Source organism: Pseudomonas sp. BC42 (genome assembly GCF_021560055.1).
Classification (GTDB): Bacteria; Pseudomonadota; Gammaproteobacteria; order Pseudomonadales; family Pseudomonadaceae; genus Aquipseudomonas.
In genome coordinates, this window is sequence record NZ_CP091067.1 from 368,686 (window position 1) to 392,755 (window position 24,070).

Annotated in this window: 25 protein-coding genes; 12 read left to right on the plus strand and 13 right to left on the minus strand. The window is 64.7% G+C overall.

Features of this window, described 5'->3' with window-relative positions; all coding sequences use genetic code 11:
• Positions 1-36 precede the first annotated feature (36 nt).
• Positions 37-603 carry a hypothetical protein gene (locus L1O02_RS01725; protein ID WP_060841566.1) on the plus strand — a complete coding sequence of 189 codons (567 nt, stop codon included), beginning with the start codon at positions 37-39 and terminating at the stop codon, positions 601-603.
• Here L1O02_RS01725 and L1O02_RS01730 read toward each other — a convergent pair.
• Positions 585-1,775: an MFS transporter gene (locus tag L1O02_RS01730; RefSeq protein ID WP_108545059.1), complete on the minus strand. Its 1,191-nt coding sequence runs from the start codon at positions 1,773-1,775 to the stop codon at positions 585-587. The two genes, L1O02_RS01725 and L1O02_RS01730, sit on opposite strands and share 19 nt — an antisense overlap.
• 114 nt (positions 1,776-1,889) lie before the next feature.
• Positions 1,890-3,086, minus strand: a complete 1,197-nt coding sequence (locus L1O02_RS01735) for a class I SAM-dependent rRNA methyltransferase (protein ID WP_060841564.1) — start codon at positions 3,084-3,086, stop codon at positions 1,890-1,892.
• Positions 3,087-3,300: 214 nt separating this feature from the next.
• On the opposite strand from L1O02_RS01735, the gene L1O02_RS01740 reads away from it, so the two are divergent.
• Positions 3,301-4,113: an HDOD domain-containing protein gene (locus tag L1O02_RS01740; protein ID WP_235760231.1), complete on the plus strand. Its 813-nt coding sequence runs from the start codon at positions 3,301-3,303 to the stop codon at positions 4,111-4,113.
• Positions 4,114-4,146: 33 nt separating this feature from the next.
• Entirely contained in the window at positions 4,147-4,959 is an 813-nt protein-coding gene (gene mutM, locus L1O02_RS01745) for a bifunctional DNA-formamidopyrimidine glycosylase/DNA-(apurinic or apyrimidinic site) lyase (RefSeq protein ID WP_060841562.1), read from the plus strand.
• Positions 4,960-5,022: 63 nt separating this feature from the next.
• Here the strand turns inward: mutM and L1O02_RS01750 are convergent, their stop codons facing one another.
• The 5 genes from L1O02_RS01750 to L1O02_RS01770 form a co-directional block, all read right to left on the minus strand.
• Positions 5,023-5,274, minus strand: a complete 252-nt coding sequence (locus tag L1O02_RS01750) for a YfhL family 4Fe-4S dicluster ferredoxin (RefSeq protein ID WP_007921257.1) — start codon at positions 5,272-5,274, stop codon at positions 5,023-5,025.
• 134 nt (positions 5,275-5,408) lie between these two features.
• Positions 5,409-5,888 (minus strand): pantetheine-phosphate adenylyltransferase, encoded by a 480-nt coding sequence (gene coaD / locus L1O02_RS01755; RefSeq protein WP_003176711.1) that lies wholly within the window; start codon positions 5,886-5,888, stop codon positions 5,409-5,411.
• 115 nt (positions 5,889-6,003) lie between these two features.
• Positions 6,004-7,599 (minus strand): GMC family oxidoreductase, encoded by a 1,596-nt coding sequence (locus L1O02_RS01760; protein ID WP_060841561.1) that lies wholly within the window; start codon positions 7,597-7,599, stop codon positions 6,004-6,006.
• 172 nt (positions 7,600-7,771) lie between these two features.
• Positions 7,772-8,317: a hypothetical protein gene (locus L1O02_RS01765; RefSeq protein WP_060841560.1), complete on the minus strand. Its 546-nt coding sequence runs from the start codon at positions 8,315-8,317 to the stop codon at positions 7,772-7,774.
• A 27-nt stretch (positions 8,318-8,344) separates the two neighbouring features.
• A complete protein-coding gene (locus L1O02_RS01770; RefSeq protein ID WP_060841559.1) occupies positions 8,345-9,775 on the minus strand; it encodes a coniferyl aldehyde dehydrogenase in 1,431 nt (476 codons plus the stop codon).
• Between the two features lie 144 nt (positions 9,776-9,919).
• Here L1O02_RS01770 and L1O02_RS01775 point away from each other — a divergent pair, with 144 nt between their 5' ends.
• Positions 9,920-10,591, plus strand: a complete 672-nt coding sequence (locus L1O02_RS01775) for a TetR/AcrR family transcriptional regulator (protein WP_060841558.1) — start codon at positions 9,920-9,922, stop codon at positions 10,589-10,591.
• A 33-nt stretch (positions 10,592-10,624) separates the two neighbouring features.
• Complete coding sequence (locus tag L1O02_RS01780) at positions 10,625-11,479, plus strand: sulfurtransferase (protein ID WP_108545061.1); 855 nt, start codon at positions 10,625-10,627, stop codon at positions 11,477-11,479.
• A 152-nt stretch (positions 11,480-11,631) separates the two neighbouring features.
• Here the strand turns inward: L1O02_RS01780 and L1O02_RS01785 are convergent, their stop codons facing one another.
• The 5 genes from L1O02_RS01785 to L1O02_RS01805 form a co-directional block, all read right to left on the minus strand.
• Positions 11,632-12,462, minus strand: a complete 831-nt coding sequence (locus L1O02_RS01785) for an AraC family transcriptional regulator (RefSeq protein WP_235759449.1) — start codon at positions 12,460-12,462, stop codon at positions 11,632-11,634.
• Entirely contained in the window at positions 12,455-13,456 is a 1,002-nt protein-coding gene (locus L1O02_RS01790; protein WP_060844885.1) for a hydrolase, read from the minus strand. The genes L1O02_RS01785 and L1O02_RS01790 overlap by 8 nt, the downstream gene beginning before the upstream one ends.
• A gap of 74 nt (positions 13,457-13,530) precedes the next feature.
• Complete coding sequence (gene rsmD / locus L1O02_RS01795) at positions 13,531-14,151, minus strand: 16S rRNA (guanine(966)-N(2))-methyltransferase RsmD (protein ID WP_060841554.1); 621 nt, start codon at positions 14,149-14,151, stop codon at positions 13,531-13,533.
• Entirely contained in the window at positions 14,151-15,641 is a 1,491-nt protein-coding gene (locus L1O02_RS01800; RefSeq protein WP_060841553.1) for a pitrilysin family protein, read from the minus strand. The genes rsmD and L1O02_RS01800 overlap by 1 nt, the downstream gene beginning before the upstream one ends.
• Positions 15,634-16,989, minus strand: coding sequence for a pitrilysin family protein (locus tag L1O02_RS01805; protein ID WP_060841552.1), 1,356 nt, complete (start codon positions 16,987-16,989; stop codon positions 15,634-15,636). Before L1O02_RS01805 ends, L1O02_RS01800 begins: the two co-directional genes overlap by 8 nt.
• 355 nt (positions 16,990-17,344) lie before the next feature.
• Here L1O02_RS01805 and ftsY point away from each other — a divergent pair, with 355 nt between their 5' ends.
• The 4 genes from ftsY (at position 17,345) to rpoH (ending at position 21,508) form a co-directional block, all read left to right on the plus strand.
• Positions 17,345-18,853: a signal recognition particle-docking protein FtsY gene (gene ftsY, locus L1O02_RS01810; protein WP_235759451.1), complete on the plus strand. Its 1,509-nt coding sequence runs from the start codon at positions 17,345-17,347 to the stop codon at positions 18,851-18,853.
• A complete protein-coding gene (ftsE, locus tag L1O02_RS01815; RefSeq protein ID WP_060841550.1) occupies positions 18,850-19,521 on the plus strand; it encodes a cell division ATP-binding protein FtsE in 672 nt (223 codons plus the stop codon). Before ftsY ends, ftsE begins: the two co-directional genes overlap by 4 nt.
• Complete coding sequence (ftsX, locus tag L1O02_RS01820; RefSeq protein ID WP_016967615.1) at positions 19,518-20,540, plus strand: permease-like cell division protein FtsX; 1,023 nt, start codon at positions 19,518-19,520, stop codon at positions 20,538-20,540. The genes ftsE and ftsX overlap by 4 nt, the downstream gene beginning before the upstream one ends.
• A gap of 113 nt (positions 20,541-20,653) precedes the next feature.
• On the plus strand, positions 20,654-21,508 hold the full coding sequence (rpoH, locus tag L1O02_RS01825; protein WP_016967616.1) for an RNA polymerase sigma factor RpoH: 855 nt from the start codon (positions 20,654-20,656) through the stop codon (positions 21,506-21,508).
• A 146-nt stretch (positions 21,509-21,654) separates the two neighbouring features.
• Here the strand turns inward: rpoH and mtgA are convergent, their stop codons facing one another.
• Positions 21,655-22,377, minus strand: coding sequence for a monofunctional biosynthetic peptidoglycan transglycosylase (gene mtgA, locus L1O02_RS01830; protein ID WP_060841549.1), 723 nt, complete (start codon positions 22,375-22,377; stop codon positions 21,655-21,657).
• A 74-nt stretch (positions 22,378-22,451) separates the two neighbouring features.
• Here mtgA and L1O02_RS01835 point away from each other — a divergent pair, with 74 nt between their 5' ends.
• The 3 genes from L1O02_RS01835 to L1O02_RS01845 all read left to right on the plus strand — a co-directional run bounded on the left by L1O02_RS01835 (position 22,452) and on the right by L1O02_RS01845 (position 24,061).
• Positions 22,452-22,832, plus strand: coding sequence for a DUF423 domain-containing protein (locus tag L1O02_RS01835; protein WP_060841548.1), 381 nt, complete (start codon positions 22,452-22,454; stop codon positions 22,830-22,832).
• Positions 22,833-22,903: 71 nt separating this feature from the next.
• Complete coding sequence (gene thiS, locus L1O02_RS01840; RefSeq protein WP_060844880.1) at positions 22,904-23,104, plus strand: sulfur carrier protein ThiS; 201 nt, start codon at positions 22,904-22,906, stop codon at positions 23,102-23,104.
• A 162-nt stretch (positions 23,105-23,266) separates the two neighbouring features.
• On the plus strand, positions 23,267-24,061 hold the full coding sequence (locus tag L1O02_RS01845) for a thiazole synthase (protein ID WP_011064024.1): 795 nt from the start codon (positions 23,267-23,269) through the stop codon (positions 24,059-24,061).
• Positions 24,062-24,070: the final 9 nt, after the last annotated feature.

Consider the following 24,070-nt stretch of genomic DNA (forward strand, 5'->3'; position numbering starts at 1 on the left):
CTCGCCGCCCCTCGAACATCATCCAATGGAGCTGGAATGTCCGCGAACATGCGATCCCTGAGGTTCTACCTGGGCATCGGCCTGCTGCAGGGGCTGTTGCTGATGTGGCTGGTGCTCCATAGCGACTGGCCCGGCAGCACCATGGCCGTGGTGGGCGCGGCCCTGCTCACGGGCGGCGGCTTCGTGCAGCTGCTGGCCGGGCAGCGGCGCCAGTGGCGCACCTGGAAGGCCGCGCTGCTGCTGGCCTTCGCCGCGGCGGTGGTGGTCCAGGCCAGCAGTGAGTTGCCCTTCACGCGTGGGGTGATCTACAGCGTGGTGGCGCTCCTGCTGCTGATGACGCTGCTCAGCGCCACCGGGCTGCCGGGACGCGAGGGCTTCGAGCGGCGGCTGCTGGGTGACGGCAGCTGGATGCTGGTGGCCCTGTCAGCGTCATGGCTGGTCCAGGCGCTGTTCGATTTCTGGACCCACGAGTGGCATCTGGATCCCTTCAAGAGCGGGTTCCTGTCCCTGCGCTACTTCACCGGGCCACCCCTGGCATTCTCCTTTGTCCTCTACCTCAGGGACTTGTGCCGCTTGCGCGATCTTCAGACGCAAGCGCCCTGATAGCGGCGATTGATCAGGCTGTTCAGGCCCAGGGCGATGGCACTCAGCCCCAGGAAGCACAGCCCGAGCGCCATCACCAGATTGCTGGCGCTCAGGCTGATGAACCCGCTGATCAGGCCGCCAGCGATAAAGACGAGCATGTTGCCCGCCGACGCCGAGGTCCCGGCGTTGTGCGCAAAGATGCCCATGGCCCGCGAGGTCGCCACCGGGCGGGTGATGGTGGTGCCGGCGGTGCAGACGATCATCGGCACCAGGACCGTGGCGACGGACAGCTCGAACGGCTGCAACAGCAGCATCAGCAGGCCGGATAGGGCGATCAGCCCCAGGCCGGTGACGATCTGGGTGTTGGCCTGCAGGTAGCGGTTCATCACCCCGGCGCCGGCCCCGCCTAGCACATAGGCCGCCCCATACAACAGCAGCGCCAGGGAGTACTGGTAGGGCGTGAGCTGCAACTGCTCCATGAAAATGAGCGGGGAAATGACGATGAACGAAAAGTGGCAGGCGAAGGCCAGCGCCGAGATCAGCCAGTAGCCGACAAACGACAGGTCGGCAAACACCAGCCGGTAGGCCGCGAGGATATGCCTCTGGCCTGGCGCCGTGCCTGGCCTGTTCTCCAGCAGGACCCAGGCCTTGAGGATGACCAGCAGGCCGAGGCCGACGAACACACCGAAGCTGCCCTGCCAGCCCAGGTGGGCCTGCAACCAGGTGCCCAGCAGTGGGGACAGGGAAATGAAGATGCCGCTGGCGGTGACCAGGGCGATGCGCAGGCGCTCCTGCTGCCGGCCGACGAACAGGTCCTGCACCAGCGCCTGGGACAGCACGAAGCAGCCACACCCCACGGCCTGGACCACGCGAAACAGCAGGAACCACGGGTACTCGGTGGCGGCCATGCAGCCCAGCGCCCCGGCGATGGCCACGGCCATGCCTGCCAGTAGCAGCTTCTTGCGCCCCAGGGAGTCTGATAGCGGCCCGATCACCATCAGGGAAAACGACAAGCCGATGGCGAACAGGCTGACGGACAGCGCGATATCGGCGCTGGAGGTATTGAAGCGTTCGGCCAGGGCGGGAAAGGAGGGGAGGATGACGTCCAGCGGGAAGACCCCGAGCAGGGTCATGGTCAGCAACAGAATGACGGCCGCGGTGTTTTTCGGGGTGGCGGGGGAGTGGTCCATGGTGCCGCGCTCTCGGTCCTTGAGAAGGTGCCGAGAATCGAGTCGTGGCCGCGCAAAGTCAATCGCTGGCGCTGGCCATTCCCGCGTCGGGCGGGAATGGCCGTCGGCCGGGGCTCAGCTGTTGGGCAGCAGGCGGCAGGTGATGCTCTTGATGTAGCGGGTTTCCGGGATGGCCGGGTGCACCGGGTGATCCGGGCCCTGGCCGCCGCGTTCCAGCAGCTGGATATTGCGGTCCAGGTGGCGGGCGCTGGTCAGGAGGATGTTCTGCAGATCGTCCTCGGGCAGGTGCATCGAGCACGAAGCGCTGACCAGGATGCCGTCCTTGCTCAGGAGGCGCATGGCCTGTTCGTTGAGGCGGCGGTAGGCGCCTTCGCCGTTCTTCAGGTCTTTCTTGCGTTTGATGAAGGCGGGCGGGTCGGCCACGATCACGTCAAAGCGTTCTTCGGCGGCCTTCAGCTCTTTCAGGGCTTCGAACACGTCGCCTTCGACACAGGTGACCTTCTCGGCAATGCCATTGAGCGCGGCGTTGCGCTCCACGCCATCGAGGGCAAAGCCCGAGGCATCGACGCAGAACACTTCGCTGGCGCCGAACACGCCGGCCTGCACGCCCCAGCCGCCGATGTAGCTGAACAGGTCCAGCACCCGCTTGCCCTTGGCGTAAGGCGCCAGGCGCGCGCGGTTCATCCGGTGGTCGTAGAACCAGCCGGTCTTCTGGCCTTCCATCACCGGGGCTTCGAACTTCACGCCGTTCTCTTCCAGGGCGACCCACTCCGGCACTAGGCCGAACACGGTTTCGACGTAGCGGCCCAGGCCTTCGGCGTCACGGGCGGCGGAGTCGTTCTTGAACAGGATGCCGCTGGGCTTGAGCACCTGGACCAGGGCGGCGATCACGTCGTCCTTGTGCTGTTCCATGGTGGCCGAGGCCAGCTGGACCACCAGGATGTCGCCGAACCGATCCACCACCAGGCCCGGCAGCAGGTCGGAGTCGCCGTAGACCAGGCGGTAGAACGGCTTGTCGAACAGGCGCTCGCGCAGGGACAGGGCCACGTTCAGGCGATGCACCAGCAGCGACTTGTCCAGGGCCAGCTTGGCATCGCGCGACAGCAGGCGAGCGCAGATCAGGTTGTTCGGGCTCATGGCCACGACCCCCAGAGGCTTGCCGCCGGCGGCTTCCAGCAGCGCCTGGTCGCCTGCCTTGAAGCCGTGCAGTGGGGTGGCGGCCACATCGATTTCGTTGCTGTAGACCCACAGGTGGCCGGCGCGCAGGCGGCGATCGGCGTTGGCTTTGAGGCGCAGGCTTGGCAGGGACATGACGTCGCTCCGGAAAAAAGGGCGCGATTATACCTTGCTGCGCAACTTCAGCGACGGCCAATGGACCTGCGGCTAAAGGCGCAGGGTAAAGTTCCTGTCCGTTCGCCCAACATTGGCACGTTAGGGGTTAGAATCGCCGCCTCAGCCAGAGTGTGTACTTATGTCCCAAGAGCTATCAGCCGAACAGATTCAGCAGGCCCTGCAAGGCATCAGCGTGCCGCCTCAGCCGCAAATCATGGTGGATTTGCAGATGGAGCAGTACATGCCCGATCCCGATCTGGAGGTGATCGCCAAGCTGATCTCCCAGGACCCGGGCCTGTCTGGGGCGTTGCTGAAGATCGTCAATTCGCCGTATTACGGGCTGAGCAACAAGATTGCTTCGATCCAGCGGGCGGTGAACCTCCTGGGCAGCCGCTCGATCATCAACCTGATCAATGCGCAGTCGATCAAGGGCGAGATGAGCGATGAAACCATCGTCACCCTCAACCGCTTCTGGGACACCGCCCAGGATGTGGCCATGACCTGCCTGACCCTGGCCAAGCGCACCGGCTCGCAAGCGGTGGACGAAGCCTACGCCCTGGGCCTGTTCCATGACTGCGGCGTGCCGCTGATGCTCAAGCGCTTCCCCGACTACATGGCGGTGCTGGAAGAGGCCTACGGCAGTGCCGGACCCGAGCAGCGGGTGGTGGACACGGAAAACCGTGCCTTCAACACCAATCACGCGGTGGTCGGCTATTACACCGCCAAGTCCTGGCGCCTGCCAGAACACGTGACCAACGCCATCGCCAATCACCACAATGCCCTGGCGATCTTCAGCGACGAGTCGTCGCGCAACAGCCAGCTGAAGAACCTGCTGGCGATCCTGAAGATGGCCGAGCACATCTGCGCCTCCTACCGGGTGCTGGGCAACCAGACCCAGGATTTCGAGTGGAACAGCATCGGCCACCTGATTCTCGATTACGTCGGCCTGTCGGACTACGACTTCGAGAACCTCAAGGAAACCGTGCGCGAGCTGGGCGCACACTGACTGTTCATATCGCAATGAGTGCCTGAGTCGAAGATGCCTGAATTACCGGAAGTCGAAACCACCCGGCGCGGGATCGCGCCGCACCTGGAAGGCCAGAAGGTCAGCCGGGTGATTGTTCGTGAGCGACGTTTGCGCTGGCCGATTCCCGAGGATCTGGACGTGCGCCTGTCCGGGCAGCGCATCGTCCAGGTGGATCGTCGGGCCAAGTACCTGCTGATCAACGCCGAAGTCGGCACCCTCATCAGTCATCTGGGCATGTCGGGCAATCTGCGTCTGGTGGAGATCGGCCAGCCGGCGGCCAAGCATGAACATGTGGACATCGAACTGGAGTCGGGCCTAGCCCTGCGCTACACCGACCCGCGCCGGTTTGGCGCCATGCTCTGGAGCCTGGACCCGCTGAACCACGAGCTGCTGGCGCGCCTGGGGCCGGAGCCGCTGACCGATCTGTTCGACGGCGAGCGCCTGTTCCAGCTGTCCCGGGGCCGCTCCATGGCGGTCAAGCCGTTCATCATGGACAACGCGGTGGTGGTCGGGGTGGGCAACATCTATGCGACCGAGGCGCTGTTCGCCGCGGGCATCGATCCGCGTCGTGAAGCCAAGGGCATTTCCCGCGGTCGCTATCTGCAACTGGCGATCGAGATCAAGCGCATCCTGGCGGCGGCCATCGAGCGTGGCGGCACCACCTTGCGCGACTTTATCGGCGGTGACGGCCAGCCGGGGTACTTCCAGCAGGAGCTGTTCGTCTACGGGCGTGGCGGGGAGCACTGCAAGGTCTGCGGCACGGGGCTGCGGGAAATCAAGCTCGGCCAGCGGGCCAGCGTCTATTGCCCGCGTTGCCAGAGCTGAGGCGCTTGGCCGGCCTGCCGGCTCCTACAAGGGGTTGTGGGAGCCGAAACGAGTTTCCATCACTCAAGCCTTGCCGGTGATCTTCCGGTACTTGGCCATCAACTCTTCTTCGGTTTCCGGGTGCGCTTCGTCCAGCGGAATGCAATCCACCGGGCACACTTGCTGGCACTGCGGCTCGTCGTAGTGGCCGACGCACTGGGTACACAGGTTCGGATCGATGACGTAGATCTCTTCGCCTTGGGAGATCGCCGCGTTGGGGCACTCGGGTTCGCAGACGTCGCAGTTGATGCAATCGTCGGTGATGATCAGGGACATGGGGGACTCCGGCCTGGGCGGCAGGCCCGGGCATGTAAAAACGAATGCGCGCAATTGTGCCGTATTGACGCCCGCAGTGCACGCGGGCGTGATGGCTGGCGTCTGGCAATGGCCCCGCAGCGGGGCCAAGGGGCTTACTTCTTGAAGCGCAGGGTCAGCGCGTCGGCGACGGCGGGGTGGACGAACTTGGTGATATCGCCACCCAGGGCGGCGATTTCCCGCACCAGCGTCGAGGAAATGAACGAGTAGCGTTCCGACGGAGTGAGGAACAGGCTTTCCACGTCCGGCGCCAGTTGGCGGTTCATGTTGGCCAGCTGGAACTCGTATTCGAAGTCCGAAACCGCCCGCAGGCCGCGCAGGAAGACATTGGCGTTCTGCTCCTTGGCGAAATGCGCCAGCAACGTGGAGAAGCCGACGACCTCAACGTTGGGCAGGTGCTTGGTCACCTCGCGCGCCAGTTCCACGCGCTGCTCCAGGGGGAACAGCGGGTTTTTCTTGGGGCTGGCGGCAACGGCGATGATCACGTGGTCGAACAGCCGCGAGGCGCGCTCGACCAGATCGCCGTGGCCCTTGGTAATAGGGTCGAAGGTACCTGGGTACAACACTCGGTTCATCGCGTCGTCCTGGCGGGAATCCGTTGGGGAGTCGGATGGTATCGCAGCCTTCCCGGTCGGCCAAGTCGCCTTTTAGAGAAGAAAGCCCGATGGACGCCGAAATTTCCCGGCTGTTTCACGCCGTTTTCAAGCGCTGGGCCAGGGCCGTGGCCAGTTGCGCCGTCAGGCCGTACACCGACAGCTGCGGGTTGGCGCCGATGCTGGTGGGGAACAGCGAGCCGTCGTGGATCGACAGGTTGTGCAGTTGATGGTGGCGCCCGAGGCTGTCGGCCACGGCGATTTTCGGGTCTTCGCCCATGGCGCAGCCGCCCATCACGTGGGCGCTGCCCAGGCGGGTGCGGTACAGGGCCAGGTCCAGGCCGTCGATCTGCGCACGCACTTCGCCCAGGGTCTTGGCGAAGCGGGCATCGCTGTGCAGCGGCTTGACCGCCTTGGCGCCACCGGCGAACTGGATCTCCGCCATGCTGTGGAAGGCCCGGCGCAGGCCATCCCAGGCGTAGGGTGAAACCTGATAGTCGAGCACCGGGGTGCCATCGCCGCGCAGCTCGACGTTGCCGCCGGTGCTGTCGGGGTGGAAGCCGTCCCGCAGCAGGGCCAGCATGGCGTGGGTGTGGGGCAGTTGCTCCATGGACAGCCCGCTCTGCGGCCCGAAACCGCCCAGCAGGGTGCTGGCCAGGGCCGGTTGCAGGGGCGGCACTTCAAGTTTGTAGGACATCTTGCCGGTGGTGCCGTCCTGCCACTGGAAATGGTCGGAATAGATCGATTGCGGCGCGCCGTAGAACGGGTTGATCACCTCGTCGAACTGCCCGGCGGAGAAGTTCACTAGGTGCAGGAAGGTGCGCTTGCCCAGCCGCGAATGCGGGTCCGGGGCATCGGAGCGCAACAGCAGGGCCGGGCTGTTGATGCCGCCGCCGGCCAGCACGTAGTGCCTGGCCTTGACCGTGATGGTGCGCCCGGTGGGGGCGACGCAGCGGGCGTCCATAGCCTGGCATTGCAGGCCGCTGACCTTGTCATCCTTGATCAACAGGCGCTCGGCCCGGGCCAGGTAAAGCAGTTCGCCGCCTTTCTCCAGGGTCGCCGGAATGGTGGTCACCAGCATCGACTGCTTGGCGTTGGTCGGGCAGCCCAGGCCGCAATAGCCCAGGTTCCAGCAGCCACGCACGTTGCGCGGAATCACGTGCCAGCTGTAGCCCAGGGCTTCGCAGCCCTTGCGGATCACGTCGTTGTTGGCATTGGGCGGCATGACCCAGGGCGCGACACCCAGGCGCTGTTCCATCTTTTCGAACCAGGGCGCCATCTCGGCCGAGCTGTGGCCCACCACCCCGTGCTCCCGAGCCCAGTGTTCCAGGGTCGGGTCCGGGGTGCGAAAGCTCGATGTCCAGTTGATCAGGGTGGTGCCGCCCACGGCCCGGCCCTGGAGGATGGTGATGGCGCCGTCCTTGCTCATGCGCCCGATGCCTTCCTGATAAAGGCTGGTGTAGGCCTGGTCCTCGAGCATCTTGAAGTCGTCGCTGGTCTTGAGCGGGCCTTCCTCGATCAGCAGCACCTTGAAGCCGGCGGCGCTGAGGATTTCGGCGGTGGTGCCGCCACCGGCGCCGCTGCCGATGATGGCGACATCGGCTTCCAGGGTCAGGTCCTGCTCCAGCTGCGCGCCGTTGTAGGTTTTCCAGCCACGGTTCAGGCCTTCGCGGAACAGATCAGGTACAGGCATATCGGATGCTCTCTTATTATTGAAGGCTCGGCGCGGATCCACTGTAGCCGCTGCTGAGCCTGCGAAGCTGCGAAAAGGCCCGCAGGGCCTTGCTTGACGATCCCCAGCCGCTGCCCCATCGCCCCGCGAACCCAGCGCTCGCGCAGCCAGTGGCAGCGTCTACACCACCCGATCAGACCTTCGGTGGCCCGGGATAACCGCAATGGGCCCAGGACTCGGGGCGGGTGTACCAGGCCATCATCACCAGTTGCAGCAACGAGGCATGGCCCATGCGCAGCAGGGCCAGGACGCTGTTTTCCCAGCGGCTGAGGAAGTGCCGGATGTCGTCCGCGCTGGCGTTCTCCCAACTGCCCCAGATCCCCGTCAGCGGGCCGCGGGTCACCGCCATGCCCAGCACATCGAACAGTTGCTGGGTGAGCTTGAACATCTCCGGCGAGAGGTGGTTCAGGGCATTGTCCAGGCTGGCCAGGGTGCCCTCGACGGCGGCGGGCATCTTGTCCGCCGCCACTGCGCCTTCGAGCATCACCGGAATCAGCGCCCGCAGGAATGGCAGGTCATGGCTGCGCAGCATGCTGAAACCGCTGGCGGGGGTACTGGCGGAGCAACCGCTGAGGCTGGCGCCGAGCCCGGCGGTGGCCAGGAAGGCGCTGGCGCAAAGGCCGATTTTCAGCAGGCCGCGCCGTGACAGTGCGGGTGTTGCAGACAGGCTAGGGGTCATTGTTGTTATTACCCGGCGTTGTACTGGTTAACGAATGAACAGCTTCTGGATGAGCTTCTGGATCGACTTGCCATAGGGCGGGTAGATCAGGCGCGCGGCATTGAAGCGCTGCTTGATGAACACGCCCTTGGCCTTGCTGAAGGTCAGGAAGCCTTCGTGGCCGTGGTAGTGGCCCATGCCGGACGGGCCGATGCCACCGAACGGCAGGTCGTCCTGGGCCACATGCAGCAGGGTGTCGTTGAGGCACACGCCGCCGGAGTGGGTTTCGTTGAGCACCCGCTGCTGTTCGGCCTTGTCGTAACCGAAGTAGTACAGGGCCAGGGGACGCGGGCGCTGGGTGATGTAGGCAAAGGCCTGATCCAGGGTCCGGTAAGGCACGATGGGCAGGATCGGACCGAAGATCTCGTCCTGCATCACGCTCATGTCGTCCGTGACGTTGAGCAGCAGGCTGTGGCCCAGTCGGCGCTCCTGGCTCTGCTCGAACAGCGGCACCAGCAGCGCGCCCTTGCTGGTGGCGTCGCTCAGGTAGCCATTGAGCCGGTTCAACTGGCGCTGGTTGATGATCGCGGTGTAGTCGGGGTTGTCCGCCAGGGTCGGAAAGAAGCCGCGGACCGCCTGGCGATAGGCTTCGACAAAGGCGCCGACCCGTTCTTCCGGCACCAGCACGTAGTCCGGGGCGACGCAGGTCTGCCCGGCGTTCAGGGTCTTGCCGAAGGCAATGCGTTCGGCGGCGTCCTTGAGCGGCACGCTGCTGGAGACGATGGCCGGGGATTTGCCGCCCAGTTCCAGGGTCACCGGTGTCAGGTTTTCCGCGGCGGCGCGCATCACATGCTTGCCGATGCTGGTGGCGCCGGTGAACAGCAGGTGGTCGAAACGCAGCTTGGAAAACGCCATGCCCACTTCGGCCTCGCCCAGCACCACGCACACCAGGTCCTCGGGGAACACCCGCGCCAGCAGTTGCTTGAGCAACTGGCCGGTGGCCGGGGTGGACTCGCTGAGCTTGAGCATCACCCGGTTGCCGGCGGCCAGCGCCCCGACCAGCGGGCCCATGCACAGGTACAGCGGGTAGTTCCACGGCACGATGACCCCGACCACCCCCAGGGGCTGGTAGACCACCTTGGCCGAGGCCGGCTGGAAGGCCAGTCCCACGGCGCGGCGGGACGGCTTCATCCATTTCTTCAGGTGTTTGCGGGCGTAGTGGATGCCGTGCAGGCTGGGCATCAGCTCGGCCAGCAGGGTTTCATCGGCGCTGCGGTTGCTGAAGTCCTGGCTGATGGCGTCGATCAGTGCCTGGCGCTCGTTGTTGAGCAGATCGTGCAGCGACTTGAGCCATTGCTGGCGCTGCGCGGCGGGCGGCATGGGGTTGGCGGCAAAGGCCCGGCGCTGGGCTTCGAACAGTGTTTGCAGCGCGTCCTGTTGCTGAAGGGAATCCTGCAGGTAGGCGATTTCGGCAGACATGGACGGGCTCCGGTTTCAGGGGGTGGCTAGTTTTTTAGAGCTTATGCTCTAAATTGTCAAATACCATCCGGTGCCGGTCGCGATTTATCCCCAGGGGGATAGAACGTAAGATGCACCCCAGCCTTCTGATTAAAGCCCACACCCATGGCCCCACGCATAAAAACCCGCGAACGCATCGTCCAGTTCAGCCTCGAACTCTTCAACCAGCAAGGCGAACGCAACGTCAGCACCAACCACATTGCGGCGCACATGGAGATTTCCCCGGGCAACCTGTACTACCACTTCCCCAACAAGCAGGCGATCATCGCCGTGCTGTTTGCCGAGTACGAAAGCCTGGTGGACAGCTTCCTGCGCCCGCCGCCCGGGCGCGCGGTCACCGTGCAGGACAAGCGCTATTACCTGCAGGCGCTGCTGGCGGCCATGTGGCGCTACCGTTTTCTGCATCGCGACCTGGAGCACCTGCTGGACAGCGACCCGGAACTGGCCGCGCGCTACCGGCGTTTCTCCCAGCGCTGCCTGATCCAGGGCATGGCCATCTACGGGCGCTTCGTCGACGCCGGAATCGTCGCCATGGACAAGGTGCAGATCGAATCCCTGACCCTCAATGCCTGGATCATCCTCACCTCCTGGGTACGCTTTCTGTGCACCACCCGGGAAAACTCCACCCACCTGAGCGAAGAAGCGATCAAGCGCGGCGTCTATCAGGTGCTGGTGCTGGAAGCCGGCTTTGTCACCGAGCAGGCCCGTGAAGCGGTCAATGCGCTGTTCGAAGAGTTTTACGTGCCCCTGGCCCAAGCCCTGGAAGAAGTGCAGTAGGATCAACCTCCGACTTATTCACAGGAGCCCGCTATGCCCCTTGCGCAGTTGATCAGCCCGCTTGCCCTGGACCAGAAGAAGCAGCAGCCCGGCCTGGTGATTCTGGATTGTCGCTTTGCCCTTGAAGACCCCGATTACGGCCAGCGCAGCTACGCCAACGGACATATTGCCGGGGCGCATTTCGCCGATCTGAACCGCGACCTGAGCGCACCGGTGATCAAGGGCGTGACCGGCCGGCATCCGTTGCCGGATCCCGCGCAGTTGCTGGCGCGCCTGCGGGCCTGGGGCATCGATAACGACAGCCAGATCGTGCTCTATGACGACGGTCCCGGTGCCTACGCTGCTCGCGCCTGGTGGTTGCTGGCCTGGCTGGGCAAGCGTGAAGGCGTGTTCATTCTCGATGGCGGCCTCAACGCCTGGCACGCTGCCGGCCTGCCCCTGAGCCTGGATGCCCCCGACAGTGTGAGCGGGCACTTCAGCGGTCAGCCCGATCACGCTTTGCTGCTGGATGCCGAGCACCTGAAGCAGCGTCTGGGCCAGCCGGACCTGACCTTGCTGGACGCCCGGGCCTTGCCGCGTTTTCGCGGTGACGTGGAGCCGATCGATCCGGTGGCCGGGCACATTCCCGGGGCGCAATGCGCGGCGTTCACGGACAACCTGGACAGCGACGGGCGCTTTTTGCCGGCGCAGCAGCTCAAGCAGCGTTTTGCCGAAAAACTCGCCGGGCGTTCTCCGGAGCACTTGGTGGCTTACTGCGGCTCCGGGGTCACCGCCTGCCACAACCTGTTCGCCTTGTGCCTGGCCGGCTATCCCCTGGCGCGGCTGTATGCCGGGTCGTGGAGCGAGTGGATCACCGATGCCCAGCGGCCTGTCGCCACGGGCGACTGACGGGCTGCCCCGGTCGGCCTCTTCGCTGGCAAGCCAGCTCCTACTGTCCGCAGGCCCCCACGAACCTGTAGGAGCGAGCTTGCTCGCGAAAGCGTCGACAGGGACAGGTGGGCGGCAGCAGGCGCGAACGTGCTCGCGAAAGCCGCGCCGTCCTACTGCAGGACGGCGCTGCGATAAGCCGCCGGCGCCACCCCATAGACCTGCTTGAACTGCCGACTCAGGTGACTCTGGTCGGCAAATCCCAATTGCGTGGCCACTTCCAGCGGCAGGCAGCCATCGCGCAACAGGGCCCGGGCCTTGGCGATGCGCTGCTGCATCAGCCAGGTGTGGGGCGGAATCCCGGTGGCCCGGCGAAACACCCGGGCGAAGTGGAACGGCGACAGGTTTACCGCCGCCGCCAGCTCCTCCAGTGACGGCGGCGCGGCCAGTTGCGAGTGCAGCAATTCCTTGGCCTGGACAATTGCCCGGTGCTCTTGCCCGGGCGCACCCGGCGCCCTGACCCCGGCGTGTCGCTGCAACAGCAGGAGCAGCATTTCTCGCCATTGGGTCTGTTGCTGCAGGGCGGTGGCCGGGCTTTCCAGCAGGTGGTGCAGGCGGGCAAACCCCTGCACCAGGTCCGGGTCGCGATACAGGGTCGCGCCGAAGGTCGGCAGGCTGCCGTTGGGCAGCTCCAGTTCGCCCAGCAGGCCGAGGATCTGCCGGTTGTCCGGGTAGAAGGCCCGGTACAGCCAGCCGTCCTCGACGCCCTTGGCACCGGTGTGCAGTTCGTCCGGGTTGATCAGCACCAGGGTGCCGCTGCCCGCCAGGTGCTCGGCCCCGCGATAGCGGTAGCGCTGGGCGCCGGCCATGATCATGCCGATCACATAACCCTCGTGCACATGAGGCACGAAGCGCTGTTCGATATAGCGCGCGGCCAGCAACTCGACCCCGGCCAGGGGCTCGCTCTGCCAGAAACGGATCGACTCCCGGGTGGGCTTAGCCATGGCGGTCCAGGTCCATCAGCCATTGCGGAATGCGCTGTTCCAGGTAGTAGCGCGGATGTTTCAGGCTGCCACCGACAAAACCCACGTGGCCGCCCTTGGCCTGCAGCTCGAAGCGGGTGCTGGCGGACAGTTCACGGGCTTCGGGCAGGCTGTGGCGAAACACGAAAGGGTCGTCCGCGGCCTGGATGATCAGGGTCGGGGTGCGGATTTCGCCGAGAAAATAGCGGCTGGAGGCGCGGCGGTAATAATCCTGGGCATCGGCAAAGCCGTGCAGCGGCGCGGTGACCCGGCCGTCGAAATCCCAGAAGGTGCGCATCTTGGTCAGCGGGCCCAGTTGCGCCAGGGTGGCCAGGCCGTCGTGGCGGCCGTCGTGCTGGAACTGGCGCTGCTTGTCCTTGATGTAGGCCAGCATCTCGCGCATGAAGTGCGCCTGGTAAATCTTCGAAAAGCCCTGGCCGATGCGGTCGGCGCACTGGTCCAGGCGAAACGGCACCGATACCGCCGTGGCGCCCTGCAACGGGCTTTCGCTGCCGCTTTCCCCCAGGTACTTGAGCAGCACATTGCCCCCCAGCGAATAGCCCACCGCATACAGCGGCGCCTGAGGGCGCTGGGCCCGCAGGTGGGCGATGGCCGCAGCCAGGTCTTCGCTGGCGCCGGAGTGGTAGCTGCGCGGCAGCAGGTTGGGCTCGCCGGAGCAGCCGCGCCAGTTCAGGGCCGCGCTGGCCCAGCCCCGAGCGGCGAGGGCCTGTTGCAGGCCGGTCACATAAGGCGAGTTGGACGAGCCGGTCAGGCCATGCAGCACCAGCACCAGCGGGGCTTCGGCGCTATGGGGGCCGTGCCAGTCCAGATCGAGAAAGTCGCCGTCATCCAGCCACAGGCGTTCGCGCTGGCGCTCCAGCTCAGTGGCCGGGCGCCACAGCGGGCCCCACAGGGTCTGCAGGTGCGGGTTGCCAAGGCCGAAGGCGGGAATGAAACGATCAGGCGAGTCGGGCACGGGGAGGATCTCGATGCAGCGGCGCGCAGCCCGGGCGGGGTGCGCGCCTTGTTCCGGCCGAACGTAGGCGGGTGCTACGCGGCGTTGTCTGCCATACGTTGCCACAGCGAGTAGTACACCTGCCCGGATTTTTGTTCACGGTGCAGGCGCCAGCGTCCGGGCAGGCCCAGGGTTGATGGCGCGGTTTCGCTTTCGGTGTAGATCCAGGCGTCGTCCGCCAGCCAGCCGCGCTCTTCCAGCAGGGCGCAGGCGGCGGGCAGCAGGTTCTGGTTGAACGGCGGGTCGAGGAAGGCCAGGTCGAACGGCGTCGCCGGCTGGGTTTCCAGGTAGCGCAGGGCGTCGGCGGTCTGCGCCTGGCCCACGGTGCAACGCAGGGTGCCCAGGTGCTCGCGCAGGCTGGAGATGGCTACGCTGCTGCTGTCCAGGGCCAGGCCCGTGGCGGCGCCGCGGGACAGGGCTTCGAGGAACACCGCGCCGCTGCCGGCGAACAGGTCGATGACCTTGGCCCCGGCGACATAGGGCGCCAGCCAGTTGAACAGGGTTTCGCGCACCCGGTCCGGGGTCGGGCGCAGGCCCGGCAGATCGGGAAAGCTCAGTTTGCGGCTGCGCCATTCGCCGCCGATGATGCGCAGCTGGCCCACGCCATTGTGCTGGTTGTGGACGGGTTTCTTGCTGGGACGGGCTGGACGGGCCATCAGTGCTCCGGAACCCCGAGCGGCTGCTCGGCGGGTTTGTCAGTGGGGGGCGGCAACGGCTTTTGCGCGACGGTGGGGCCGGCGCTGACGATGACCATCTTGTCGACACTCAGGTGCTTGTTCATGGCGGCCTTGACCTGTTCCACCGTCAGTTCTTGGGATTGACGCATGAAGTCTTCCAGGTAGCTCAACGGCAGATTGTAGAAGCCCATGGCCCCCAACTGGCCGACGATATCGGCGTTGCTGGCGGTGGACAGCGGGAAGCTGCCGGCCAGTTCACGCTTGGCGTCGTCCAGTTCCTTCTGGGTCGGGCCGTTCTTCAGGTAGTCGGCGAACACGTCCTGCACCAGTTTCAGGGTGCCTTCGCTCATTTCCGCGCGGGTCTGCAGGTTGATCATGAACGGGCCGCGGGCCTGCATCGGGGTGAAGGCGGAGTAGACGCCGTAGGTCAGGCCGCGTTTCTCGCGCACTTCGCTCATCAGCCGGGTGCCGAAACCGCCGCCGCCGAGGATCTGGTTGCCCAGGGATACGGCGGCGTAGTCGGGATCGTCACGGTCGATGCCCAGCTGCGCCAGCATCAGGTTGGTCTGGCTCGACGGGAATTCGATATGGCCGATGCTGGCCTTGGGTTCGGTGGGTTGCTCGACCTTGGCCAGGGCCGGGCCTTTGGGCAGGGCGGCGGAAACCTGCGCGGCAATCGCTTCGGCGTCGCTGCGCGAGAGGTCGCCGACCAGGGCGATCACCACGTTGCCGGCGGTGTAGGCCTTGGCGTGGAAGGCCTGCAGTTGCGCCAGGCTGATGCCCGGAACGCTCTTGGCATTGCCTTCGCTGGCGTGTGCATAGGGATGAGTGCCGTACAGGCGCTGCATCAGTTCCAGGCTGGCCAGCTTGCCGGGGTTCTGCTTCTGGTATTCGAAACCGGCGAGCAGCTGGTTCTTGATCCGCGCCAGGGAGTCGGCAGGGAAGGTCGGCTTGCCCACCACTTCGGCGAACAGCTTCAGCGCCGGTTCGCGTTTATCCACGGCGCTGAGGCTGCGCAGCGAGACCACGGCCATGTCCTTGTAGGCGCCGTTGCCGATATCCGCGCCCAGGCTCTCGAAGCCCCGGGCGATGGCGCCCACATCCTTGCCGGGCACGCCTTCGTTGAGCATGGCGTTGGTCAGCAGGGCCAGGCCGGAGGTGTTGCCGTCCTGGCTGCTGCCGGCGGCGAAGATCAGGCGCATGTCGAACATCGGCAGCTCGCGGGCTTCGACGAACAGCACCTTGGCGCCTTCGGCGGTGTTCCAGGTCTGCACATTGAGGTTGCGATGGCTGGGGGCCTTGCCATCCAGCTCGGCGAGGGATTGCAGCTTCTGGCTACTCTTGGCCTTGTCCAGGGCCTGGCTGGCATTGCTCTCGCCGGAGCGCGACAGGTAAAGGCCACCGGCGGTGAGCAGGGCGACCAGGGCCAGGCCCAGCAGGACCGGTGAAGCATTCTTGCGCTTACTCATGAGCGGACTCCTCAGGCAGTACGTGGGCCACGCTCATACGCTCCCGGGTGAAATAGGTGCGGGCGGCCTTCTGGATGTCTTCCGGGGTCACGCTTTGCAGTTCCGCCAGCTCGGTGTCCATCAGCTTCCATGACAGGCCGACGGTTTCCAGCTGGCCGATGGCGCTGGCCTGGCTGGTGATGGAATCACGCTCGTAGACCAGCCCGGCAATCACTTGGGCCCGGACCCGCTCCAGTTCCTCGGCGGACGGCGGGGTGGTCTTGAGTTGGTCCAGCAGGCGCCACAGCCCGGCTTCGGCCTGGGCGATGGTTTTCTTCTTCTGGCTGTTGGGGGTGGCTGAGAGCATGAACAGGCTGTCGCCCCGGGTGTAGGCGTCGTAGCTGGTGGAACCGTTGGACAGCAGCTCTTCGCCGCGCTCCAGCTGGGTCGGGATGCGCGCGCTGTAGCCGCCGTCCAGCAGGGCCGCGGCCAGGCGCAGGGCGTGCACCGAGCGCTGGTCCTCGGCGGTGGCGATGCTGGGCACGTTGAAGGCCAGCATCAGGCTCGGCAGTTGGGTCTTCACGTGCAGGGTGATCAGGCGCTCGCCGGGTTCGGCCAGCTCCATGGGGATCTTCGCCGGTGGCACGTCACGCTTGGGGATGGCGCCGAAGTAACGCTGGGCCAGGGTCTTCACTTCGTCGGGGGTGACGTCGCCGACCACCACCAGGGTGGCGTTGTTCGGCACGTACCAGGCCTGGTACCAGTGGCGCAGTTCCTCGACCTTCATCCGGTTCAGGTCGGCCATCCAGCCGATGGTCGGCGTGTGGTAGCCGCTGGCCGGGTAGGCCATGGCCTTGAAGCGCTCGTAGGCCTTGGACAGCGGCTTGTCGTCGGTACGCAGGCGGCGTTCTTCCTTGATCACTTCGATCTCGCGGGCGAACTCGTCGGCCGGCAGGCGCAGGCTGGCCATGCGATCGGCTTCCAGCTCCAGGGCCACGCCCAGGCGGTCGCGGGCCAGGACCTGGTAATAGGCGGTGAAATCGTCGCTGGTGAAGGCGTTCTCTTCGGCGCCCAGGTCCCGCAGGATCAACGAGGCCTCGCCGGGGCCGACCTTCTCGCTGCCCTTGAACATCATGTGTTCCAAGGCGTGGGACAAACCGGTCTGGCCCGGGGTTTCGTAGCTGGAGCCGACCTTGTACCAGACCTGGGACACCACCACCGGCGCGCGATGATCTTCGCGGACCACGACCTTGAGGCCGTTGTCGAGGGTGAATTCGTGGGTGGGTTGCGGGTCGGCAGCCAGGGCTGCAAGGGGCAGACAAACTGTGCTGAGCAGCAGGCCTGCGGCGCGGCGGGCTAGAGCATTCATTCGTTTTTAAACCTGTTGGGCTGCCCGCTTGGTCTTAGCCTGTGCGGGCGAGGAGGTGCTAGGATACTGATCCGTTTTACTGGCGGCCACGCCTATCAGGTCTTCGCGGATCAGCAGGTACTTGAGCAGGTTGTATGAGTTACCGGCAATAAGCCTTGATTTGTCAGCTAAACTGCGACTTTTCGCCGATTTTGCCGTTCCAGTCCTTTAGTAAAATCGATCCTTGAAGTGCTTTTGGGCATTTCGACAACATGTTGCGCGTGAACAAGCTGGAATAAACACAGTCTGTTCTGCATCGAATATTTATTTACCGAGGCGCCCAGTGGCGCATCGCTACCTTGAGATAGCCGTCTCCATGTTTGGTTCCAACGACGACAAAAAGACCCCAGCCGCGGCTGGCGAGAAGAAAGGCCTGTTCGGATGGCTGCGCAAAAAGCCGCAGGAACCCGTCGTCGAACAGCCGCAAGTGCCTGTCGAGCCAGCGCCGGCTCCGGCCATTGAAACCGCCCCCAGCGTAGCCCCGAGCGAGCCGGTGGTGCTGTCGACCGGCGAGCCGGTGCTGCAACCCCGGGTCGAGGCTGAGCCGGTAGCGGCCGTCGCCCCCGAGCTGCCCCTGACTCCGAGCCCGGAGCACAAGCCCTGGCTGACGCTGCCGGTAGCGGAAGAGCCGGTGGCCCTGGTGGAGGATACGCAGGCAGAACATGTCACGCCGCCGATCCCGGCCTTGAGCGCGGCGCCCGAGCCGGTTGTCGAGGCGGTTGTCGCGCCGGCCCCGGTGATCGAGGTGCAGGCTCCGCTGGCCCCGACCCCGGTCGCCCCCGAGCCTGTCGCTCCTGCTCCTGCTCCTGCTCCTGCTCCTGCTCCTGTTGCCGAGCCGGTTGTCCAGGTGGCGGAGCCTGTGGTCGAGCCGGTCCGTCCTGCTGAAGAGAACAAGGTCGGTTTCTTCGCCCGTTTGAAGCAGGGCCTGTCCAAGACCAGCGCCAGTATCGGCGAAGGCATGGCCAGCCTGTTCCTGGGCAAGAAGGCCATCGATGACGAGTTGCTGGAAGACCTGGAAACCCGTTTGCTGACCGCCGACGTCGGGGTCGAAGCCACGTCGGTGATCATCCAGAACCTGACCCAGAAGGTGGCGCGCAAGCAGCTCACCGATTCCGACGCGCTCTACGCTTCGTTGCAGGCCGAACTCACCAGCATGCTCAAGCCGGTGGAGCAGCCGCTGAAAATCGTCGCCCAGAACAAGCCTTTCGTGATCCTGGTGGTGGGCGTCAACGGTGCAGGCAAGACCACCACCATCGGCAAGCTGGCGAAGAAGCTGCAGCTGGAAGGCAAGAAAGTCATGCTGGCGGCCGGCGACACCTTCCGCGCCGCAGCGGTGGAGCAACTGCAGGTTTGGGGTGAGCGCAACAAGATCCCGGTGATCGCCCAGCACACCGGTGCCGATTCCGCCTCGGTGATCTTCGATGCGGTGCAGGCGGCCAAGGCCCGTGGCATTGACGTGCTGATCGCTGACACGGCAGGGCGCCTGCACACCAAAGACAACCTGATGGAAGAGCTGAAGAAAGTCCGTCGGGTAATCGGCAAACTGGATGCCGACGCGCCCCACGAGGTGCTGCTGGTGCTGGACGCCGGTACTGGCCAGAACGCCATCAACCAGGCCAAGCAATTCAACCAGACCGTGGAACTGACCGGCCTGGCCCTGACCAAGCTCGATGGCACTGCCAAGGGCGGGGTGATCTTCGCCCTGGCCAAGCAGTTCGGTCTGCCGATCCGTTATATCGGGGTCGGTGAAGGCATCGATGACCTGCGTACCTTTGAAGCCGAACCCTTTGTCCAGGCACTGTTTGCCGAGCGGGAGCGTTCATGATTCGTTTCGAACAGGTCGGTAAGCGCTATCCCAACGGCCACGTTGGCCTGCATGAGCTGAGCTTTCGCGTCCGTCGTGGCGAATTCCTGTTTGTCACCGGCCACTCCGGCGCCGGTAAGAGCACCTTGCTGCGCCTGCTGCTGGCCATGGAGCGTCCGACGTCGGGCAAGCTGCTGCTGGCCGGCCAGGATCTGGGGCAGATCAGCAATGCGCAGATCCCTTTCCTGCGGCGCCAGATCGGCGTGGTGTTCCAGAACCACCAGCTGTTGTTCGATCGCACGGTGTTCAATAACGTCGCGCTGCCGCTGCAGATTCTTGGGCTGTCCAAGGCGGAAATCGCCAAGCGGGTGGACTCGGCCCTGGAGCGCGTGGCGCTGTCGGACAAGGCCGACCTGTACCCCGGCGATCTGTCCACCGGCCAGCAACAGCGCGTGGGCATCGCCCGGGCCATCGTCCACCGTCCAGCCTTGCTGCTGGCGGACGAGCCCACCGGTAACCTCGACCCGCGTCTTGCGGCGGAAATCATGGGCGTGTTCGAAGATATCAACCGCCTGGGCACCAGCGTGCTGATCGCCAGTCACGACCTGGCGCTGATCGCGCGCATGCGTCACCGCATGCTGACCCTGCAGCGCGGCCGACTGATCGGTGATGGGGAGGCCGGCGTATGAGTGCAACACGTACCCCTAAAGTGGCGGAGCGCGTGGCGCCCAAGGCCTCCGAGGCGCCGCCGCCGAAGAAAAAACGCGACGAGGACGACGGTCCGGATTTCGCCACCCTGCTGCACGCCTGGATCGAAAGCCATCGTGCCAGCCTGCTGGACAGCCTGCGGCGCCTGGGCAAGCAGCCCATCGGCAGCTTCTTTACCTGCCTGGTGATGGCCGTGGCCCTGAGCCTGCCCATGGGCCTGTCGCTGTTGCTCAACAACGTCGAGCGCCTGGGCGGTTCCTGGCAGCGTGCGGCGCAGATTTCGCTGTACCTGGAGCTGGGCGCCTCGGCGGCCGAGGGCGAGAAACTCAGTACCGAGATCAAGGGCCTGCCCGGGGTCGCGGATGCCGAGTTCATCAGCAAGGAAAAGGCCCTGGAAGAGTTCCAGCAGCAGTCCGGGCTGGGGGAGGCCTTGCGCGAGTTGCCGCACAACCCGTTGCCGGGTGTGGTGCTGGTGACGCCGAACGAGGTGGACAAGGCTACGCTTGAAGCCTTGCGCCAGCGTTTGGCGGACATGCCCAAGGTGCAACTGGCGCAGCTGGACCTGGTCTGGGTCGAGCGACTGGCGGCGATCCTCAAGCTGGGGGACCGTTTTGTCTTCGGTCTGACGGTGCTGTTGGTTTCTGCATTACTTTTGGTGATAGGCAATACCATTCGTCTTCATATTGAAAACCGCCGCACCGAGATAGAAGTGATTAAACTCGTCGGCGGCACGGACAGCTATGTACGACGTCCCTTCCTTTATATGGGCGCGCTGTATGGCTTCGGTGCGGGGATTCTGTCCTGGGGGGTACTGGCGTTCGGCCTGGACTGGTTGAACGACGCGGTGGTCGGTCTGGCCGGCCTGTATGGCAGTGATTTTGCCCTTGCAGGAGTACCGGTTGCCGATGGTCTGTCGCTCTTGCTTGGGGCGGTGCTGTTGGGTTATATCGGTGCGTGGATTGCGGTGGCCCGCCACCTGAGGGAGCTGGCACCGAAGTAATGTCTTTTTGCTTGTATTGACCTTTCTGAATATTTGGGAACTTGTTTCGCGGTTTCCGGTCAATTTTCGCAGTGCTGAACTGCACGAGTTATGTGAGTCGGAGGTTTTTTCGTATGACCACTTCTTTGCAACCTGCTTACGCATTGGTTCCAGGCGCAAACCTGGAGGCCTATGTGCACACGGTGAACAGCATTCCATTGCTGACGCCCGAGCAGGAGCGTGAACTGGCCGAGAGTCTCTACTATGAGCAGGATCTTGAGGCGGCTCGGCAGATGGTGCTCGCCCACCTGCGTTTTGTCGTACATATCGCCCGCAGCTATTCCGGCTACGGGCTGGCCCAGGCCGACCTGATCCAGGAAGGCAACGTTGGCCTGATGAAAGCCGTGAAGCGCTTCAACCCGGAAATGGGCGTGCGCCTGGTGTCCTTTGCCGTGCACTGGATCAAGGCGGAGATTCACGAGTTCATCCTGCGTAACTGGCGGATTGTCAAAGTCGCGACCACCAAGGCTCAGCGCAAGCTGTTCTTCAACCTGCGCAGCCAGAAGAAGCGCCTGGCCTGGCTGAACAACGAAGAAGTGCACCGTGTGGCGGAAAGCCTGGGCGTCGAGCCCCGTGAAGTGCGCGAGATGGAAAGCCGGCTGACCGGCCAGGACATGGCCTTCGATCCAGCGGCTGAAGCGGATGACGACAGCGCTTTCCAATCGCCGGCCAATTACCTGGAAGACCATCGCTACGATCCGGCCCTGCAACTGGAAGACGCCGATTGGAGCGACAACTCCACCCACAACCTGCACGAAGCGCTGGAAGTGCTGGACGAACGCAGCCGCGACATTCTCTACCAGCGCTGGCTGGCCGAAGAAAAAGCCACGCTGCACGACCTGGCGCAGAAGTACAACGTTTCCGCCGAGCGTATCCGCCAGCTGGAAAAGAGCGCGATGAACAAGCTGAAGCTGTCCATCGCCGCTTAAGTCTGCAGCGTCATGCAAAACGCCCCGAGATGATCGGGGCGTTTTTGTTTGTGCGGCTGTCGCAGGCGCCGGCTTGGCGGCGAAACCCTGGCCCAACGTCCCTCTCGAACCCGCTCAGGCAGGGCAGGCGCTAGGCCGAATGCGGATTACTCCGCCCAGGGCGCCTTGCGCGACTCGTTCAATCGATTCAGATAATCGGCGCCACCGAGCAGGCTCATCTGCCGCCGAACCCAGCCGGCCCGCTGCAGCACATATGTACTGGGTCGCGCAGCGCTCAACACCCGTGGATTGGGCAGCACCGCGGCCAGCAGGCTGGCCTGCTGGCGCGACAGATTGGCCGCGCTGACGCCGAAATGATGGCGTGCGGCGGCCTCGGCGCCGAACACCCCTTCATCCCACTCGGCGCTGTTGAGGTAGACCTCGAGAATCCGCTGCTTGGGCCAGAGCACCTCGATCAGGGCAGTGAACCAGGCTTCCAGGCCCTTGCGCAGGTAGCTGCGGCCGGACCACAGGAACAGGTTCTTCGACACTTGCTGGCTCAGGGTGCTGGCACCGCGGATCGAGCCGCCACGTTCGTTGTGGGCCAGGGCCGCCTGGATCGCATCGATATCGAAGCCCCAGTGATCGGGGAATTTCTGATCCTCGCTGGCGATTACCGCCACCTTGAGGTTGTCGGAGATGTCGTCCCAGGGTTTCCAGGTGCGCTGCAGGTCGATGGGGTCGTTGTCGATCCAGGATTCGATCTTGCGTTCCACCATCAGGGCGGTGCCCGGTGGCGGCACGAAGCGAAACAGCAGCACCAGCAGCACGCTGCCGACCAGGAACCACATCAAGGCTTTTACAAGGCGACGAAACAGATAACGCAGCATAGAGATGGCTTGGCCGAACCCGTTGAGCGCGCCATTATACAGACCCTTTGCCCTGAATCTGACTGGAGTTCCTCATGCTGCGTGGCTTCCTGATGCTGGCCGCCTTCTTCGGTTTTACCGGGGTTGCCCTCGGCGCCTTCGCCGCCCACGGCCTGAAAAACCGCCTGAGCACGGAATACCTGGCGATTTTTCATACAGGCGTGACCTACCAGCTGGTGCACACCCTGGCCCTGTTCGGCGTCGCCTTGCTGGCGGCCCATGTTCCCGGGCGGCTGGTGACCTGGGCTGGCGCCGCGTTCACCCTGGGCATCCTGCTGTTCTCCGGCAGCCTGTATCTGTTGACCCTGAGCGGCATCGGCAAGCTGGGCATCATCACCCCCTTCGGCGGTCTGGCCTTCCTTGTCGGCTGGTTGCTGCTGGGGCTCGCCGCCTGGCGCCTGCAAGTCGCCGGCTGACGCTTGTAGCTGACCTTTGGGTCACGATCGGGCTAGAATGCTGGCCCCTAAAAATGATGGCGGCTTCGAGCATGCGCATTCAGTTGAACGGTGAATCCTTTGAACTGCCCGACGGCTCGACCGTTGCGGCCCTGCTGAGCCAGCTGCAATTGAGCGGCCGGCGGATCGCGGTGGAACTCAATCTGGATATCGTTCCGCGCAGCCAGCACGCCGAGACGGCCCTCAGCGAGGGCGATCAGGTGGAAGTGGTCCACGCCATCGGCGGCGGCTAGCCGCTGGCCTCGACAGCGCTGGCGCTCCCCTGCGCAGCGCCCAGGCCCGCCGCCGGGCCCTCTCATGGACGACTGCGTTCAGCGGCCCCGGAGCCTGGGTCAGCAGCGCCCCGGGCCTGATACAGAATTCTGCAAGAACCTCACCCCAACAGAGGATTTCCGATGAGCAACGTTCGTAGTGACAAGCCTTTCGTCCTGGCCGGTCGGACGTACCAGTCGCGTTTGCTGGTAGGTACCGGCAAGTACCGCGACATGGAAGAAACCCGCCTGGCCATCGAGGCCTCGGGTGCCGAGATCGTCACCGTCGCCGTGCGCCGGACCAATATCGGCCAGAACCCGGGCGAACCGAACCTGCTGGATATCCTGCCGCCGGATCGCTACACCATCCTGCCCAACACCGCCGGATGCTATGACGCGGTGGAAGCGGTGCGCACCTGCCGTCTGGCCCGTGAGCTGCTCGATGGCCACAACCTGGTGAAGCTGGAAGTCCTGGCGGACCAGAAGACCCTGTTCCCCAACGTGCTGGAAACCCTCAAGGCCGCCGAAGTGCTGGTCAAGGAAGGGTTCGACGTCATGGTCTACACCAGCGACGACCCGATCATCGCCCGCCAGCTGGCGGAAATGGGCTGCATCGCGGTGATGCCGCTGGCCGGACTGATCGGCACCGGGCTGGGGATCTGCAACCCGTACAACCTGCAGATCATTCTTGAAGAAGCCAAGGTTCCGGTGCTGGTGGATGCCGGTGTCGGCACCGCTTCCGATGCCACCATCGCCATGGAGCTGGGCTGTGAAGCGGTGCTGATGAACTCGGCCATCGCCCACGCGCAGCAGCCGGTCATGATGGCCGAAGCCATGAAACACGCGATTGTTGCGGGCCGCCTGGCGTACCTCGCCGGTCGCATGCCGAAGAAACTCTATGCCAGCGCCTCTTCGCCGCTGGATGGTCTGATCAAGTAAGAGCCATTG

What these genes read in the sequence shown, in the direction of transcription:
- L1O02_RS01725 (WP_060841566.1), top strand. Translation starts at nt 37, where the DNA reads ATGTCCGCGAACATGCGATCCCTGAGGTTCTACCTGGGCATCGGCCTG.
- L1O02_RS01730 (WP_108545059.1), bottom strand. Translation starts at nt 1,775, where the DNA reads ATGGACCACTCCCCCGCCACCCCGAAAAACACCGCGGCCGTCATTCTG.
- L1O02_RS01735 (WP_060841564.1), bottom strand. Translation starts at nt 3,086, where the DNA reads ATGTCCCTGCCAAGCCTGCGCCTCAAAGCCAACGCCGATCGCCGCCTG.
- mutM (WP_060841562.1), top strand. Translation starts at nt 4,147, where the DNA reads ATGCCTGAATTACCGGAAGTCGAAACCACCCGGCGCGGGATCGCGCCG.
- L1O02_RS01750 (WP_007921257.1), bottom strand. Translation starts at nt 5,274, where the DNA reads ATGTCCCTGATCATCACCGACGATTGCATCAACTGCGACGTCTGCGAA.
- coaD (WP_003176711.1), bottom strand. Translation starts at nt 5,888, where the DNA reads ATGAACCGAGTGTTGTACCCAGGTACCTTCGACCCTATTACCAAGGGC.
- L1O02_RS01760 (WP_060841561.1), bottom strand. Translation starts at nt 7,599, where the DNA reads ATGCCTGTACCTGATCTGTTCCGCGAAGGCCTGAACCGTGGCTGGAAA.
- L1O02_RS01765 (WP_060841560.1), bottom strand. Translation starts at nt 8,317, where the DNA reads ATGACCCCTAGCCTGTCTGCAACACCCGCACTGTCACGGCGCGGCCTG.
- L1O02_RS01770 (WP_060841559.1), bottom strand. Translation starts at nt 9,775, where the DNA reads ATGTCTGCCGAAATCGCCTACCTGCAGGATTCCCTTCAGCAACAGGAC.
- L1O02_RS01775 (WP_060841558.1), top strand. Translation starts at nt 9,920, where the DNA reads ATGGCCCCACGCATAAAAACCCGCGAACGCATCGTCCAGTTCAGCCTC.
- L1O02_RS01780 (WP_108545061.1), top strand. Translation starts at nt 10,625, where the DNA reads ATGCCCCTTGCGCAGTTGATCAGCCCGCTTGCCCTGGACCAGAAGAAG.
- L1O02_RS01785 (WP_235759449.1), bottom strand. Translation starts at nt 12,462, where the DNA reads ATGGCTAAGCCCACCCGGGAGTCGATCCGTTTCTGGCAGAGCGAGCCC.
- rsmD (WP_060841554.1), bottom strand. Translation starts at nt 14,151, where the DNA reads ATGGCCCGTCCAGCCCGTCCCAGCAAGAAACCCGTCCACAACCAGCAC.
- L1O02_RS01800 (WP_060841553.1), bottom strand. Translation starts at nt 15,641, where the DNA reads ATGAGTAAGCGCAAGAATGCTTCACCGGTCCTGCTGGGCCTGGCCCTG.
- L1O02_RS01805 (WP_060841552.1), bottom strand. Translation starts at nt 16,989, where the DNA reads ATGAATGCTCTAGCCCGCCGCGCCGCAGGCCTGCTGCTCAGCACAGTT.
- ftsY (WP_235759451.1), top strand. Translation starts at nt 17,345, where the DNA reads ATGTTTGGTTCCAACGACGACAAAAAGACCCCAGCCGCGGCTGGCGAG.
- ftsE (WP_060841550.1), top strand. Translation starts at nt 18,850, where the DNA reads ATGATTCGTTTCGAACAGGTCGGTAAGCGCTATCCCAACGGCCACGTT.
- ftsX (WP_016967615.1), top strand. Translation starts at nt 19,518, where the DNA reads ATGAGTGCAACACGTACCCCTAAAGTGGCGGAGCGCGTGGCGCCCAAG.
- rpoH (WP_016967616.1), top strand. Translation starts at nt 20,654, where the DNA reads ATGACCACTTCTTTGCAACCTGCTTACGCATTGGTTCCAGGCGCAAAC.
- mtgA (WP_060841549.1), bottom strand. Translation starts at nt 22,377, where the DNA reads ATGCTGCGTTATCTGTTTCGTCGCCTTGTAAAAGCCTTGATGTGGTTC.
- L1O02_RS01835 (WP_060841548.1), top strand. Translation starts at nt 22,452, where the DNA reads ATGCTGCGTGGCTTCCTGATGCTGGCCGCCTTCTTCGGTTTTACCGGG.
- thiS (WP_060844880.1), top strand. Translation starts at nt 22,904, where the DNA reads ATGCGCATTCAGTTGAACGGTGAATCCTTTGAACTGCCCGACGGCTCG.
- L1O02_RS01845 (WP_011064024.1), top strand. Translation starts at nt 23,267, where the DNA reads ATGAGCAACGTTCGTAGTGACAAGCCTTTCGTCCTGGCCGGTCGGACG.